This window comes from Sphingomonas sp., assembly GCF_965248875.1.
Classification (GTDB): domain Bacteria; phylum Pseudomonadota; class Alphaproteobacteria; order Sphingomonadales; family Sphingomonadaceae; genus Sphingomonas.
This window is the reverse complement of sequence record NZ_CBDFKR010000010.1, coordinates 21,367-34,654: the sequence shown is the minus strand read 5'-3', so window position 1 is coordinate 34,654 and position 13,288 is coordinate 21,367. Positions and strand designations below refer to the sequence as shown.

Below are 13,288 nucleotides of genomic sequence, written 5' to 3'. Positions count from 1 at the left end.
CGGTGGGGCGCGCGCTGGCGCAACGGCTGGCACCCGGCATGGCGGAAGCAGCGGCACTGGCGCTGATCAGGGGCGATCCGGCCGCGGTGAGCAGCGCGGCGCCGCCCTATCGCTTCCCCGCTTGGGCGCTCGACTGGCACGAGGCGGAGCTCGGCCTGCCGACCGGCTGGCCGCGCGGCGGGGCGGACGGCTACACCTGCTTCTTCGCCGAGAGCTTCCTCGACGAGGTCGCCCATGCCGCCAATCAGGAGCCGGTGTCGTACCGGATCGGCATGCTCGGCGGCGACGCGCGGGCGGCGCGGTGCCTGTCGACGGCGGCGTCGCTGGGCGGCTGGGATGGTGGTGCTGCCGGAAGCGGGCAGGGCATCGCGCTGCATTCGATGCGCGGCAGTCATGTCGCGGTGCTCGCGGAGGCGGGGCTGGAGAACGGCCGGGTCAAGGTCGAGCGGCTGGTTGCAGCGGTCGACTGCGGCCGCGTCGTCAACCCCGAGCTGGTGAAGCAGCAGATCGAGGGCGGGCTGATCTTCGGGCTGGCGCAGGCGACGGGCGCGGCGACCGGCTACGCCCGCAACGTCGCGACCGCGACCAGCATGGGCGACCTGAAGCTGCCGCGGCTGGCCGACACGCCCGACATCACCGTCGAGCTGATCCGCAGCGACGCCCCGCCCGGCGGCGTGTCCGAGATCGCGGTGCCGCTGGTCGCGCCCGCGGTGGCGAACGCGCTGGCAACGGTGACGGGGCGGCGGTGGCGGGGGTTGCCGCTGGTGTGAGGTGTTCCCAGCCCTCTCCCGCAAGCGGGAGAGGGGTTTGCGTGGCGAGCGGGGGTGTTGCCGGCGGCCAAGGACCGGTACGAGCCTTGCCGATGAAGCAGCCCTCCGACCATCCTGCCATCCCGCCCCGCAAAATTGGTGTGCTGCTCATCAACCTCGGCACGCCCGACGCCGCCGACACGCGCGCGGTGCGGCGGTATTTGGCGGAGTTTCTGTCGGATCGGCGCGTGGTGGAGCTGCCGCGGCTTGTCTGGCAGCCGATCCTGCGCGGCGTGGTGCTGACGACGCGGCCGAAGAAGTCGGCGCATGCCTATGGTCAGGTGTGGACCGAGGCGGGGTCGCCGCTCGCCGCGATCGCGCGGGCGCAGAGCGACGCGCTGCAAGGGGCGTTCGGGCCGGATGTGATCGTCGACTGGGCGATGCGCTATGGGAGGCCTGCGATCGCCGACCGGCTCGCCGCGCTGAAGGAGCAAGGGTGCGAGCGGATCCTGCTCGCCCCGCTCTATCCGCAATATTGTGCCGCGACGACCGCGACCGCCAACGATAAGGCGTTCGCGGCGCTGGCGGGGATGCGCTGGCAGCCGGCGATCCGGACGCTGCCGCCCTATCACGACGACCCGGTCTATATCGATGCGCTCGCCACGTCGGTCGCGGCGGCGCTGGCGGCGCTGCCGTTCGCGCCCGACGCGGTGGTCGCGAGCTTCCATGGCATGCCGCGGCGGACGCTCCAGCTGGGCGACCCCTATCACTGCCACTGCCAGAAGACGGCCCGGCTGGTATCCGACGCGCTGGGACGCGAGCTTCACGTCGCGTTCCAGTCGCGCTTTGGCCCGGCCAAGTGGCTGGGCCCCGCGACCGATCAGGAATTGGTGCGGCTCGCGGGCGAAGGCAAGCGCAAGGTCGCGATCTTCGCGCCTGGCTTCTCGGCGGACTGCCTGGAGACGCTGGAGGAGCTGGCGATCCGCGGGCGTGCGACCTTCCTGGCGGCGGGCGGGACCGACTTCGCCTATCTGCCCTGCCTCAACGACAGCGCGGGCGGGATCGCGATGTTGACGGCGCTGATTGCCCGCGAGCTTGAAGGCTGGGTCAGCCGCGCCTAGCCTTTGCCCAAAACAAGGCAAGGAGAGGCGACTATGGCACGGGTGGCGATCGTCACGGGCGGCACGCGCGGGATCGGCGAGGCGATCAGCCTGGCGTTGAAGGAGCAGGGCGTCACCGTCGCGGCCAACTACGCGGGCAATGATGCCCGCGCGCAGGCGTTCAGCGACCGGACGGGGATCACTGCCTTCAGATGGGACGTCGGCGATTATGACGCGACCATGGCAGGAGTGAAGGCGGTCGAGGCCGAACTTGGACCGGTCGACATCGTCGTCAACAACGCCGGCATCACCCGCGACGGCACGCTGATGAAGATGAGCAAGCAGGCGTGGAACGAGGTGATCGACACCAATCTGGGCGGCTGCTTCACCATGGCCAAGGCGGTGTTCGACGGGATGAAGGCGCGCGGCTGGGGCCGGATCGTCAACATCGGCTCGATCAACGGCCAGGCGGGGCAATATGGCCAGGTTAATTATGCGGCGGCGAAGAGCGGCATCCACGGCTTCACCAAGGCGCTGGCGCAGGAGGGCGCGCGGTTCGGCATCACGGTGAACGCGATCGCGCCGGGCTATATCGACACCGACATGGTCGCAGCGGTGCCCGCCGACGTGCTGGCGAAGATCGTCCAGCGTATCCCGGTGGGGCGGCTGGGCCAGGCGCAGGAGATCGCGCGGGGCGTGGCGTTCCTGGTCGCGGAGGATGCGGGATTCGTGACCGGGTCGACGCTGAGCATCAATGGCGGGCAGCATATGTACTGACGGGCGCAGCGTGCTCGCGAAGCGGGCGAGCAGCGCCGGCACGGCCGGCGGGGCCGCGCCAGCGGAACCCGTCCGACGCCATGCGGGCGGCTTCGCCGCCGGCACGCCCTCCCGGCAAAATCATTCGATATACACCCTCACGACCCGCCACGTTCCGTTCTCGCAGGAGAGGGCGTCGGGTGCAGCTGCCCCGAAAAAATCGTACCCGCGCCGGCTCGAGCGGTGCAAGAACCGCGGATCGCCGCGCTCAGGGCCGCGACGGTGGAGGATGATGATGACCGCCGAACCCTGGGCCGCGCCGCGCGGCCTTCAAGGTTACCGTTGGCCCGCCGCCGCGCCGCGCGCGCGGCTGTTGCTCCAGCACGGTTTCGCGGAGCATGCCGGGCGCTATGTGGCGCACCATAATGGGCTGATCCCGGCGCTCACGGCCGCGGGGTTCGACGTCCACGCCTTCGACCTCACCGGCCACGGGCGTTCGCCGGGGCCGCGCGGGCTGGTCGACATCGGCGCGATGGCCGGGGCGCTGACCGCGGCGCGGGCAGGCCCGCCGGCCAGCCTGCCGCTGTTCCTGTTCGGTCACTCGCTAGGGGGGCTAGTCACGGCCCTGTCGGTTGCCCGTGAGCCCGAAGGATTGGCGGGGGTGGTGCTGAGTGGGCCGCTGCTGCCGTTCGACGCAAGCCCGTTGTTGCGCGGGTTCAGCCGACTGCTCGCCGCGGTCGCGCCGCGCGCGACCGTCGCGAAACTCGGCGCGCCATCTGGCGTGTCGCGGATCGCGGCGGAGGTGCTGGCTTATGTCGACGATCCGCTGGTGTGCCGGGTGCCGGTGCCCGCGCGGCTCGGGGCGAGCGCGCTGGCGGCGGGGCGGGAGGTGAAGGCGGCGTTCGGCCGCTGGCGCGCGCCGACGCTGGTCGTCCACGGCGCGGCCGACAGCTATACCGATCCGAAGGGGAGTGAGGCGCTGGTCGCCGGGATCGCGGCGGCGGACAAGGAGCTGATGTTGGTTCCCGACGGTCGGCACGAGCTGTTGAACGATCTGCCGCGCGATGCGGTGCTGGCGAAGGTGACGGGGTGGCTGGCGGCGCACCTGCCCGCCTGAAAACCGCGGGGGCCGGCGCCGTGACGACGCCGACCCCCACGCCCCCGGTACGCTACGCGGGGGAACTCGATACGCTACGCGAAACTGGAAAGAGGAGACGCCGCGGCGAAGCCGCGGCGTCGTACGGGATGAGCGGCTCAGCCGCCCACCCGCCGCCCGCGCTGGTGCTTGCCCTCCGGCGCATCGGCGGGGAGCTGCGCTCCCCGCCTAGTATCAACGATAGCACCGCCCGTCATTCGCCGCCTGCTGCGAACCGCTGCGCTCGATGGCGCGGCCGGCCAGCGCGCCGCCGCCGGCGCCGAGCAGTGTACCCGTCGAGCGGTCGCCGCCGCGGTCGATGACCCGGCCGAGCAGCCCGCCCGCGATCGCGCCGATCACCGCGCCCGCGGTGCCGTCGGAGCAGCGATGCGGCTGACGATACTGGTAGCGATTGTCATAGCCGCGATAGGTGCGGCCATCCTGGTTGTAGCCGCGGTCGTACTGCTGACCGTAATAGCGGTCGTCATAGCGCTGCGCACCGGCAGCTGCCGGGACGAGGGCGGCGGCGACCGTTGCGAGCGTCGCGGCGGTCAGGCCAAGCTTCTTGATCATCGCTTCAACTCCCGTGGTGAACAATGGCGGCGAAGAACCGCCGTCGTGGGAGCCTTTTGCGCGATTCGCGTTTAGCCGAGGCTGAATGCCGTCGTTATCGGCGGTTCAGGGTCGAACCGCGTCCAATAGAACAAAAAGGCCCGCCGCTCCGGGAGAGCAGCGGGCCTTTTCAGCCGGACGTCCGTACAGATCAGGCTGCAGCGGCGGTCGACAGCTTCTTCTGAATGTCCTTCTTCAGCCGGCGGCAGCGCAGCGACAGCTGGTCGTCGCCGGTCTTGACCAGCCAATTGTCCAGCCCGCCATTGTGCTCGACCGAGCGCAGCCCGTGGGTCGACACGCGCAGCCGCACCGAGCGCTCCAGTGCATCGGACAACAGCGTGACGTTCTGCAGGTTGGGCAGGAAGGTCCGCTTCGTCTTGTTGTTGGCGTGGGAGACGTTGTTCCCCACCTGCCGGCCCTTGCCGGTCAGCTCGCAGATGCGCGACATGACTGTTATACCCTGATGTGCCGATGAGTTCGGAAAGCCCGGCCGCTTAGCGGCGCGGCTCGGCAAGGTCAACCGCCGCTGCAACCGGGAGGGCGGCGCGGCGTTGTTACGGTCGCGAACCGTTTTTACCGGGAAAGGCCATCCTCATGCGCACCCTGCTGCTTCTCCTCGCCCTTGTCGTGCTGATCGGCGCCGGACTGCTCGCGGTCGGCTTTATCCGCCTGCCCGTCGAACGCACGGGCGCGATCAGCGTCCAGACGCCCAGGATTGGTGTCGAAACCGGCCGCGTCAGCCTGGGCACCGAACAGCACACGGTGACGACGCCGACGCTTCAGGTGCAGCGTCCCGCGGATAACAGCCAAGCCGCGCATTGACGCCGCCGCCCCCCGCGGGGCAGGCGGCGGCGATGTTCCCGCTGCCGCCGCCCATGGTCCAGGCGCTCGCCGCCGCGCGCACGGCGGCGGCGGAGGGCGAGGTGCCGGTCGGCGCCGCGCTGGTCCACGACGGCGAGATCATCGCGCTTGCCGCCAATGCGCCGCGACTGCTGTGCGACCCGACCGCGCATGCCGAGATCAGGGCGATCCGCGCCGGCGCGCGTGCATTGGGGCGCGACCGGCTGGAGGATTGCGACCTGTACGTGACGCTGGAGCCCTGCGCGATGTGCGCGGGCGCGATCGCGCATGCGCGGGTGCGGCGGCTTTATTATGGCGCGAGCGATCCAAAGGGCGGCGCGGTCGAGCACGGCGCGCGCTTCTTCGCGCAGCCGACCTGCCACCACCGGCCGGAGGTGTATGGCGGGATCGGCGAGGCGGAGGCGGCAGTCCTGCTGCGGCAGTTTTTCACGGCGCGACGATAGCGCGCCGGATCGCGTGTGAGGCGGGCCACATCCGGCCTGCCTGATTTTGCGCGATGGGTCTTTCGCTTGCACGCCCGATCCGCCACAACGCCCCTGCACCCCGATGCTCCCGCTTCCCCCTTTTCCCTGGGTCGACGTCCTCGTCATCCTGCTGCTGATCGCGCTCAACGGCGCGTTCGCGATGACGGAACTGGCGATCGTGTCGTCGCGCAAGGCGCGGCTGGAGGCGATGGCGCGCGGCGGCCGGCGCGGCGCCCGGACCGCAATCGAATTGGCGGCCGATCCCAACCGGTTCATTTCCGCAGTGCAGGTCGGGCTGACGCTGATCGCGACGCTGGCGGGCGCTTTCTCCGGCGAGCGGCTGGGCGGCCCGGTGGGGGAGCGGCTGTCCCGGCTGGGCTGGTTCGACCATGAGACGGCGTTGACGGTGGGGTTCGCGCTGGTAATCGGCGCCACCACCTTTGTCGCGCTGATCATTGGCGAGCTGGTGCCCAAGCAGATCGCGCTGCGCTCGCCGGAGCCGATCGCGGCGGTGCTGGCGATCCCGATGGCGTGGCTGGCGCGCGCGGCGGCACCCCTGGTGTGGCTGCTCGACCGCACCAGCGCCGGCATCTTCTGGCTGCTCCGGCTCAGCCGCGAATCGGAGGAACATGTCACCGCCGAGGAGCTGCACCTGATCGTTGCCGAAGCGAGCGCGTCGGGTGTGATCGAGGAGCATGAGCGCTCGATCATCTCGGGCGTGGTGCGGTTGGCGGACCGGCCGGTGCGCGAGGTGATGACGCCGCGCACCGAGGTCGAATGGCTCGACGTCAGCCTCGACGCCGATGGCATCCGCGACAAGCTGCTGACCACCTCCCACAGCCGGGTGCCGGTCGGTGACGGCTCGATCGACGCGGTGATCGGCGTGGTGCAGGCGCGCGACATCGCCCAGGCGCTGTTCCGCGGCGAGGCGCTCGATCTCGCCCGGCTGATGCGCAAGGCGCCAGTGGTGATCGATCAGATCGACGCGATGGACGCGCTGGTCGCGCTGCGTGAAGCGGACGTGCCGATGGCGCTGATCCACGACGAATACGGCCATTTCGAAGGCATCGTGACGCCCGCGGACCTCTTGGCGGCGATCGCGGGCGAGTTCGCGAGCGACGCTGACCCCGACGAGGCGCCCAGCATGGTGGAGCGCGCCGACGGCTCGTTCCTGGTCGCGGGCACGATGGCGGCGGACGCGCTGGCCGAGCGGCTGGGCCTCGACCTACCCGAGGACCGCGATTACGCGACGGTGGCGGGGCTGGCGCTGGCGGTGCTCAAGCGCCTGCCGCACGAGGGCGAAAGCTTCGAGGAACAGGGCTGGCGCTTCGAGGTGGTGGACCTGGACGGGCGGCGGATCGACAAGCTGCTGGTGAGCGCGGTGTAAAGGCTGGCACATGGTCGTGTTCTGGTGGACCGGTAAGGGTTATCTGACACCCGTCATCCTGTTGGGCACATTGATCGTGTTCGGCTTGTTGCTACGAATCGGCGGGTCTCTCTTACATGATGAACCAGCTTTCTGGGGCGTGGCGTGGCTCGTGGCGAGCGGAATCAATTGGCTCACCGGCCGTCGCGTCAACGCCCTCAAATTGGCGGCCGTGCGATCCGACAGACTCCGCCATCGGCTCTTTTATCGCGCCCGCAACAAGTTCATGTCGCTGCCTCTCGAGGTCTGGTCGATACCGATGGCACTCTGCGGTATTGTTGCCCTCGAAAGCGGTGTTAGCCGAGAGTAGCACTCTTTGTGTTGGTCAGAGCCGCCCGAACACCGCCTCGATCCCCTGCACATCCCCCGCCGCCAGGAAGCGCGCCTGCTCCAGCCAGCGGTTGCGGCCCATCCGGCCCGTGAACGGCCCCAGCCGCGCGTCAAGCGCGTTGGCGGCGTCGTCGGTCAGCGCCGCGATCTGGCCGACGGTGGTGATCCCGTCCGCGGCCAATCGCTCGGCGACGCGCGGGCCAGACACCCCATATCGACACGGGGGTGAAGTGAAGCCGGGTTGCTGCGCCGACGCGGCGGATCACGCCAAGGGTGCGCCTATCGCCGATACCGCCGCACCCGGTGATAGGACCGGCGCGTCGCCGTCCGGTGCGAGGGAGCGGTATTGTTCTGATAGGCATAATAGCGGCGGTACGCATAGGGCGGCGGCGGCGTGTAGTATTGAACCGGCATGGCCGCCGCGGCGGCCGGCCGTGCGTCGTGCCACAGGATGGCGGGCACAGCCTGCGGGCCGGCGGCCAGCGTCGGGGCGGCGAATGCGGCAAGCGTTGCGGCGAAGATCATCTTCATGGGCGATGCTCCTGTATGGCATCCGGAGCATGACGGGCGGAACGGCGGTGTCTTGGCGATTCCGGCCAGGTGACCCCGCAGGGAGGGCGCAACGACTGGGCGGCCCGCCCGCGGGCAAAGGCCCTCGTCGTCGGACGGGCTCGGTTGCGCGGCCCGCCGGCCGGGCCGGGCTCTGCCGGCCGCGCCGGCGCGGACGTGGCCGCGCCTACAGCCGCCCGAACACCGCCTCGAACCCCTTAACATCCCCCGCCGCCAGGAAGCGCGCCTGCTCCAGCCAGCGGTCGCGGCCCATTCGCCCCGTGAACGGCCCCAGCCGCGCGTCGAGCGCGTTGGCGTCGTCGTCGGTCAGCGCCGCGATCTGGCCGACGGTGGTGATCCCCTCCGCGGCCAATCGCTCGGCGACGCGCGGGCCGAGGCCTTTGAGCTGAGTGACGGGGCCGTCCGCCGTCCCCGATCCGGCCGGCGTAGGTGGCGCGGCGGTGACAGGCTCCTGCGTCGAGAGGAGACGCGCGTTCTCTTCACCAGCGGCGTCCCGGACGAACCTTTCCTCCGCCGCCGCGGCGGGCTCCGCCGTGACGCCTTCATCCCTCAGCGCCTCGTTATGCGCGGCGACCTCGCGGCGCGCTTGGCTGCGGGCGCGATGGAGGCGGGCGCCATAGACCAGCGCGATCAGCACCAGCACCGTCAGCACCGCGATCAGCACGAGATGCGCGGTCGTGATCACGCCGGTCCAGTCGGGCAACAGGCTCTGGCCCGGCTGCGAGGCACCGGTCGTCGCGGGGGTGGCGGGCTGGCTCATGCGCCGCCTCTACCGCACGTAAAGGCCGGGCGGAAAGGGATTTACCGGCCGCCGCCGCCCGCACCGCCGCCGCTGCCGCGCTCCGCCAGCCGGGTGAGCGCGATGAACTGCTCCCGCCACGGCCTGCGCGGATCGCCTGCAAGCGCCCGGATGTCGGCGAAACCGTAGCTCCCGAGATAGGTGTCGCCGCGCAGCCGCTGGCCGAACGCCGGCGCATAGGGAACGCAGCGGGGATAGGCGATCGGCTCCTCCGCGCGGCACCGCGCCGGCCAGCGCGGCTTCTCCGTCGTCGCATGCGAACGCTGCTGGGGCGGCGGGGGCGCGGCGGAGGTAAGTAACGCAAGGACGGTGACGAAGATGACGGGCGAACGGCGACGCATGATCCGGCCCCTCGGATAGCAATGTGATGGATCACATAGCTCGGCGCAGTCGAGCGGCGGTCGGCTGAACGGCTGATGAAGTCTGGGTGAGCACTGCCCGCCCGGCATGGGCCGTCAGCCGAGTGCCCGCCATCCGATGTCGCGGCGGTGGAAGCCGTCTGCATAGTCGATCAGGTCGACGGCGCGGTACGCGGCTTCCTGGGCCCCACCGAGATCGGCAGCGCAGGCCGTGACGGCAAGGACACGGCCGCCGCTTGCGACAAGCCGCCCGTCGTCGAGCCGCGTGCCCGCCTGGAAGACGGCGGCGCCGGTCGCTTCGGCGTGGCCGATGCCGCCGATCGCGCCGCCGGGGCGGGGCGGGCCGGGATAGCCGGCGGCGGCAACGACGACGGTCAGCGCCGGGCCGGGCGCGAAATCGGGCGGCGGCAGGTCGGCGAGGCGTCCCTCCGCCACGGCGAGCAGGGTTGCGAGCAGGTCGCCACGGAAGCGCGCCATCAGCACCTGGCACTCGGGATCGCCGAAGCGGACATTGTACTCGATCAGCTTGGGCCCGCTCGCGGTCAGGATCAGCCCGGCGTAGAGCACGCCCGAGAAGGGCGTGCCCGCGTCCGCCATCGCCCGCAGCGTCGGGGCGACGATCTCGTCAAGCGCGCGGCGTTCCAGCGCGGGGGTAAGGACGGGGGCGGGGCTGTACGCGCCCATCCCGCCGGTGTTCGGCCCGGTGTCGCCGTCACCGGCCCGCTTGTGATCCTGCGCGCTGCCGAAGGGAACGTAAGCGGTCCCGTCGGCGAGGACGAACAGGCTTGCCTCCTCGCCGCTCAGGAATTCCTCAATGACGGGCGCCGCCCACGGGATTTGCATAGCATGCTCGCCAAGGGTCGGATGCGACGCGAAGATGTCGTTTAATGCTTCCTCCGCCTCGGCGCGGGTCTGCGCCACGGTCACGCCCTTGCCGGCGGCTAGTCCGTCCGCTTTGACGACGACGGGCAAGCCGAAATGGTTCAACGCTGCGAGACCCGCGTCGATCGTCTCGACCTGCTCATAACGCGCCGTCGGAATACCGGTGCGGTCGCACAGGCGCTTGGTGAACGCCTTGGACGCTTCGAGCTGTGAGGCGGCCTTGCTCGGCCCGAAACAGGCAATGCCGGCGGCGCGCACTGCGTCGGCCAGCCCATCGACCAACGGCGCTTCCGGCCCGATGACGACAAGCGCGATATCATGAGCGATGGCCCAGCCAACCGTGTCATCGTGGTCGACGAGGTTGAGCGCCACCAGTTCGGCATACGCGGCGATCCCGGGATTGCCCGGCGCGGCGTACAGCCTATCTAGGCCGGGCGATTGCGCCAGCTTCCACGCCAGCGCATGCTCGCGCCCACCCCCGCCGATCAGCAGGACGTTCATGCCCGACCCCTTTTCCGAGACGGCGAGGCTGGTAGCCGAGCCGGTGCCCGGCGACAACGCGCCCGCGGTCTCGGTCAGCGAGCTGTCGCAGCGGCTCAAGCGGACGGTCGAGGCCGAGTTCGGGCATGTCCGCCTGCGCGGCGAGATCAGCGGCTTAAAGCGGGTCGCGTCCGGGCATTGCTATCTGTGTCTCAAGGATGAGGACGCGGTGATCGACGCGGTGATCTGGCGTGGGTCGGCGTCGAGCCTCGCCTTCCGGCCCGAGGATGGCGCGGAGGTGATCGCGACCGGGCGGCTGACCACCTATCCGGGGCGATCGAAGTACCAGATCGTCGTCGAGCGGATGGAGCTGGCGGGGGCGGGCGCGCTGATGGCGCTGCTCGATCGGCGCAAGGCAGCGCTGGCGGCGGAGGGGCTGTTCGACGCTTTGGCGAAGCAGCCGCTGCCCTACCTGCCGCGCATCATCGGCGTCGTGACCAGCCCGACGGGTGCGGTGATCCGCGACATTCTCCACCGGCTGGCGGACCGCTGCCCGACGCAGGTCGTGGTCTGGCCGGTCAAGGTCCAGGGCGAGGGCGCCGCGGAAGAGGTTGCTGCCGCCATCGCCGGGTTCGACGCACTGGAAGACGGCCGACCGGATCTGCTGATCGTCGCGCGGGGCGGCGGGTCGATCGAGGATCTGTGGGCGTTCAACGAAGAGGCCGTGGTGCGCGCGGTCGCGGCCTGCCGTATCCCCGTCATCTCCGCGGTGGGGCACGAGACCGACACAACGCTGTGCGACCACGCCGCCGACCTGCGCGCGCCGACGCCGACCGCGGCCGCCGAGCTGGCGGTGCCGGTGCTGGCCGAGCTGCGGCTGACGGTCGAGAGTCACGCCGCGCGGACCGAGCGGTGCGCCCGGCGTTACCTGGAGCGCGGCCGCGAGCGGGCGGCGATGCTGGCGCGCCTATTGCCGCGACGCGACCAGCTGCTCGGGCCGCAGCGCCAGCGCACCGACGAGGCGGCGGGGCGGCTGGCGCTGGCGCTGGAGCGGCGGGCGGCGCGCGCGCGCGACCAGCTCGGGCGGATTGCTGCGGTGCTGCGTCCGGCGCTGCTCGACCGGCGCATCGAGCAGGACCGGGCGCGGGCCGGGCTCGCGAGCAAGCTGCTCGGCTCGCTCAACCCCGATGCGGTGCTGGAGCGCGGCTATGCGCGGGTGACGACACGGTCCAACGGATCCGAGGGCGGGCGGACGGTGACCGACGCGGCCGCGGCGCGGGCGGCGGGGGCGCTGACGCTGCGGATGAAGGGCAAGGGCCGCGTCGACGTGGCGGTCGAAGGCGAGGAGCGCCGCCGTCCGTCGCCCGCGCGTCTCGCGGCGGCGCGGCCGGAGCAACCGTCGCTGCTGTGATGGCCTGCAGCCCTCCAGGGGGAGGGGGTGAAGATCGCCAACGGATGCGCTACAGCCCCGCCCCATGTTGATGTCCAACACCGACCGGCCGGCGCGGCTGCACTATCTGGCGAACGGGTTTCGCGTGGTGACGCCCGGCGACCATGTGCTCTGCGCCGTGTCGCGCGCGCGCATTCCGATGGAGCAGCTGCGCTACTGGAACGTGGCGCGGCAGGAAGCCTATGCGACCGCCGCGATCGCCAGCGAGGTGCTGAGCCCGCTTTGAAGGCGCTCGGGGCCGTGCTGGTGCTGACCGCGGCGGCGGGGGCGACGCCGCAGCGGCCGTCTGCGCCCGTTGCCGAGCCGTCGCCGGCCGCACGGTGGACCGGGCAGGCCGTGCAGGGCGCGCTGCTGTCCGGGACGGTCGCGCCCGGTGTCACGGGGCTGACGCTGGTCGCGCCAGATGTGCCGGACCGGCCCGCGGCGCTGCAGAATGGCCGCTTCATGATCGGGCTCGACCGCGACGCGCCCGCCGTCGAGACGTTGGTGGGGCGGTTCGCCGATGGACGCGAGCAGCGCCTGGCGATCGAGGTCCGGCCGCGGGCGTGGCGGATCGAGCGGGTGAACGCGATGTTCCACCCGCCCGGTTTCGACGCGCGCCGGCCGGCCGAACTGGCGCGCATCGCCGCCGCGCGTACCCAGGCGAACGGCGGGCAGGCCGACCCGCGCCTCGACGGCTGGTCCCGCCCGCTCGCCTGGCCGCTGACCGGCCCGGTACGCGGGCTGTTCGGGGCGCAGCGCGTGTACCGCGGCGGCATCGCGGGCGGCTACCATGGCGGCATCGACATCGCGGCGGGGACCGGCACGGTGGTCCGCGCGCCCGGCCGGGGCAGGGTGGTGCTGGTCGCCGATCCGCCCTTCACGCTGGAAGGGCGGTTGCTGATGATCGATCACGGCGGCGGGCTGATCAGCGCGTTGATGCACCTGTCGCGGATCGACGTTCGCGAGGGGGCGCTGGTCGAGCAGGGCCAGCCGATCGGCGCGGTTGGCGCGACCGGGCGGGTGACGGGGCCGCACCTCCACTGGGGGCTGACCTGGCGTGACGCGCGCCTCGACCCGCTGCTGGTCGCGGGGCCGATGCGCTAGCTCCACCTGGATCGACCGGGCCTCGATCCCGTCCGCCGCCGGGTCGTCGCCCGTGGCGTTTCGCTGTTGCATCTAGGTTACAGTCGGGCGCGAAACCGCGCTGCAGGATGAACAGCGCCTTTACATGAATGCCGGACAACCGCCATGCCGCGGTATTCCTATGCGGGGGCTCGCGATGCCTCCGTGGGGGTCAGGCCTGCTGCCGGGCAACGCCCATCGCCCGGCAACT

The 13,288-nt window shown here is 71.2% G+C and carries 18 protein-coding genes; 11 read left to right on the top strand and 7 right to left on the bottom strand.

The features are described 5' to 3' along the window. The 4 genes from ACP2AD_RS06855 to ACP2AD_RS06840 form a co-directional block, all read left to right on the top strand. The coding region (locus ACP2AD_RS06855; protein ID WP_425229343.1) for a molybdopterin cofactor-binding domain-containing protein at positions 1-770 on the top strand (770 nt) is incomplete at its 5' end. A 92-nt stretch (positions 771-862) separates the two neighbouring features. Then, on the top strand, positions 863-1,870 hold the full coding sequence (hemH, locus tag ACP2AD_RS06850; protein ID WP_425229342.1) for a ferrochelatase: 1,008 nt from the start codon (positions 863-865) through the stop codon (positions 1,868-1,870). Positions 1,871-1,903: 33 nt separating this feature from the next. Beyond that, on the top strand, positions 1,904-2,626 hold the full coding sequence (gene phbB / locus ACP2AD_RS06845) for an acetoacetyl-CoA reductase (RefSeq protein WP_425229341.1): 723 nt from the start codon (positions 1,904-1,906) through the stop codon (positions 2,624-2,626). A 274-nt stretch (positions 2,627-2,900) separates the two neighbouring features. Beyond that, complete coding sequence (locus ACP2AD_RS06840; protein WP_425229340.1) at positions 2,901-3,722, top strand: lysophospholipase; 822 nt, start codon at positions 2,901-2,903, stop codon at positions 3,720-3,722. Positions 3,723-3,935: 213 nt separating this feature from the next. Here ACP2AD_RS06840 and ACP2AD_RS06835 read toward each other — a convergent pair whose 3' ends face one another. Together ACP2AD_RS06835 and rpmB are read right to left on the bottom strand one after the other, a co-directional pair. Next, positions 3,936-4,313, bottom strand: a complete 378-nt coding sequence (locus ACP2AD_RS06835) for a glycine zipper 2TM domain-containing protein (protein ID WP_425229339.1) — start codon at positions 4,311-4,313, stop codon at positions 3,936-3,938. Between the two features lie 190 nt (positions 4,314-4,503). Then, positions 4,504-4,800: a 50S ribosomal protein L28 gene (gene rpmB / locus ACP2AD_RS06830; RefSeq protein WP_425229338.1), complete on the bottom strand. Its 297-nt coding sequence runs from the start codon at positions 4,798-4,800 to the stop codon at positions 4,504-4,506. 146 nt (positions 4,801-4,946) lie between these two features. On the opposite strand from rpmB, the gene ACP2AD_RS06825 reads away from it, so the two are divergent. From ACP2AD_RS06825 to ACP2AD_RS06810, 4 genes are all read left to right on the top strand, one after another. Then, positions 4,947-5,174, top strand: a complete 228-nt coding sequence (locus ACP2AD_RS06825) for a hypothetical protein (RefSeq protein ID WP_425229337.1) — start codon at positions 4,947-4,949, stop codon at positions 5,172-5,174. Between the two features lie 53 nt (positions 5,175-5,227). Next, complete coding sequence (locus tag ACP2AD_RS06820; RefSeq protein ID WP_425229345.1) at positions 5,228-5,656, top strand: nucleoside deaminase; 429 nt, start codon at positions 5,228-5,230, stop codon at positions 5,654-5,656. Positions 5,657-5,759: 103 nt separating this feature from the next. Continuing rightward, a complete protein-coding gene (locus tag ACP2AD_RS06815) occupies positions 5,760-7,064 on the top strand; it encodes a hemolysin family protein (protein WP_425229336.1) in 1,305 nt (434 codons plus the stop codon). A gap of 10 nt (positions 7,065-7,074) precedes the next feature. Beyond that, a complete protein-coding gene (locus tag ACP2AD_RS06810; RefSeq protein ID WP_425229335.1) occupies positions 7,075-7,413 on the top strand; it encodes a hypothetical protein in 339 nt (112 codons plus the stop codon). Between the two features lie 15 nt (positions 7,414-7,428). Here the strand turns inward: ACP2AD_RS06810 and ACP2AD_RS06805 are convergent, their stop codons facing one another. The 5 genes from ACP2AD_RS06805 to purD form a co-directional block, all read right to left on the bottom strand. Then, positions 7,429-7,641 carry a hypothetical protein gene (locus ACP2AD_RS06805; RefSeq protein ID WP_425229334.1) on the bottom strand — a complete coding sequence of 71 codons (213 nt, stop codon included), beginning with the start codon at positions 7,639-7,641 and terminating at the stop codon, positions 7,429-7,431. Positions 7,642-7,712: 71 nt separating this feature from the next. Next, the gene (locus tag ACP2AD_RS06800; RefSeq protein ID WP_425229333.1) at positions 7,713-7,964 is read right to left on the bottom strand and encodes a hypothetical protein; all 252 of its coding nucleotides are present in this window, start codon (positions 7,962-7,964) and stop codon (positions 7,713-7,715) included. A gap of 205 nt (positions 7,965-8,169) precedes the next feature. After that, positions 8,170-8,763, bottom strand: a complete 594-nt coding sequence (locus ACP2AD_RS06795; protein ID WP_425229332.1) for a hypothetical protein — start codon at positions 8,761-8,763, stop codon at positions 8,170-8,172. Positions 8,764-8,804: 41 nt separating this feature from the next. Then, positions 8,805-9,143 carry a hypothetical protein gene (locus tag ACP2AD_RS06790; protein WP_425229331.1) on the bottom strand — a complete coding sequence of 113 codons (339 nt, stop codon included), beginning with the start codon at positions 9,141-9,143 and terminating at the stop codon, positions 8,805-8,807. 114 nt (positions 9,144-9,257) lie between these two features. Then, positions 9,258-10,544: a phosphoribosylamine--glycine ligase gene (gene purD, locus ACP2AD_RS06785; protein WP_425229330.1), complete on the bottom strand. Its 1,287-nt coding sequence runs from the start codon at positions 10,542-10,544 to the stop codon at positions 9,258-9,260. Between purD and xseA the strand changes: the two genes are divergently transcribed. From xseA to ACP2AD_RS06770, 3 genes are all read left to right on the top strand, one after another. After that, the gene (gene xseA / locus ACP2AD_RS06780) at positions 10,543-11,934 is read left to right on the top strand and encodes an exodeoxyribonuclease VII large subunit (protein WP_425229329.1); all 1,392 of its coding nucleotides are present in this window, start codon (positions 10,543-10,545) and stop codon (positions 11,932-11,934) included. The two genes, purD and xseA, sit on opposite strands and share 2 nt — an antisense overlap. A 64-nt stretch (positions 11,935-11,998) precedes the next feature. Then, a complete protein-coding gene (locus ACP2AD_RS06775; RefSeq protein WP_425229328.1) occupies positions 11,999-12,199 on the top strand; it encodes a DUF2093 domain-containing protein in 201 nt (66 codons plus the stop codon). Further along, a complete protein-coding gene (locus ACP2AD_RS06770) occupies positions 12,196-13,059 on the top strand; it encodes a M23 family metallopeptidase (protein ID WP_425229327.1) in 864 nt (287 codons plus the stop codon). Before ACP2AD_RS06775 ends, ACP2AD_RS06770 begins: the two co-directional genes overlap by 4 nt. Positions 13,060-13,288: the final 229 nt, after the last annotated feature.

Excerpts from the sequence above, each read along its gene's own strand:
- hemH (WP_425229342.1), top strand. The coding sequence starts at position 863 with ATGAAGCAGCCCTCCGACCATCCTGCCATCCCGCCCCGCAAAATTGGT.
- phbB (WP_425229341.1), top strand. The coding sequence starts at position 1,904 with ATGGCACGGGTGGCGATCGTCACGGGCGGCACGCGCGGGATCGGCGAG.
- ACP2AD_RS06840 (WP_425229340.1), top strand. The coding sequence starts at position 2,901 with ATGACCGCCGAACCCTGGGCCGCGCCGCGCGGCCTTCAAGGTTACCGT.
- ACP2AD_RS06835 (WP_425229339.1), bottom strand. The coding sequence starts at position 4,313 with ATGATCAAGAAGCTTGGCCTGACCGCCGCGACGCTCGCAACGGTCGCC.
- rpmB (WP_425229338.1), bottom strand. The coding sequence starts at position 4,800 with ATGTCGCGCATCTGCGAGCTGACCGGCAAGGGCCGGCAGGTGGGGAAC.
- ACP2AD_RS06825 (WP_425229337.1), top strand. The coding sequence starts at position 4,947 with ATGCGCACCCTGCTGCTTCTCCTCGCCCTTGTCGTGCTGATCGGCGCC.
- ACP2AD_RS06820 (WP_425229345.1), top strand. The coding sequence starts at position 5,228 with ATGGTCCAGGCGCTCGCCGCCGCGCGCACGGCGGCGGCGGAGGGCGAG.
- ACP2AD_RS06815 (WP_425229336.1), top strand. The coding sequence starts at position 5,760 with ATGCTCCCGCTTCCCCCTTTTCCCTGGGTCGACGTCCTCGTCATCCTG.
- ACP2AD_RS06810 (WP_425229335.1), top strand. The coding sequence starts at position 7,075 with ATGGTCGTGTTCTGGTGGACCGGTAAGGGTTATCTGACACCCGTCATC.
- ACP2AD_RS06800 (WP_425229333.1), bottom strand. The coding sequence starts at position 7,964 with ATGAAGATGATCTTCGCCGCAACGCTTGCCGCATTCGCCGCCCCGACG.
- ACP2AD_RS06795 (WP_425229332.1), bottom strand. The coding sequence starts at position 8,763 with ATGAGCCAGCCCGCCACCCCCGCGACGACCGGTGCCTCGCAGCCGGGC.
- ACP2AD_RS06790 (WP_425229331.1), bottom strand. The coding sequence starts at position 9,143 with ATGCGTCGCCGTTCGCCCGTCATCTTCGTCACCGTCCTTGCGTTACTT.
- xseA (WP_425229329.1), top strand. The coding sequence starts at position 10,543 with ATGCCCGACCCCTTTTCCGAGACGGCGAGGCTGGTAGCCGAGCCGGTG.
- purD (WP_425229330.1), bottom strand. The coding sequence starts at position 10,544 with ATGAACGTCCTGCTGATCGGCGGGGGTGGGCGCGAGCATGCGCTGGCG.
- ACP2AD_RS06775 (WP_425229328.1), top strand. The coding sequence starts at position 11,999 with ATGTTGATGTCCAACACCGACCGGCCGGCGCGGCTGCACTATCTGGCG.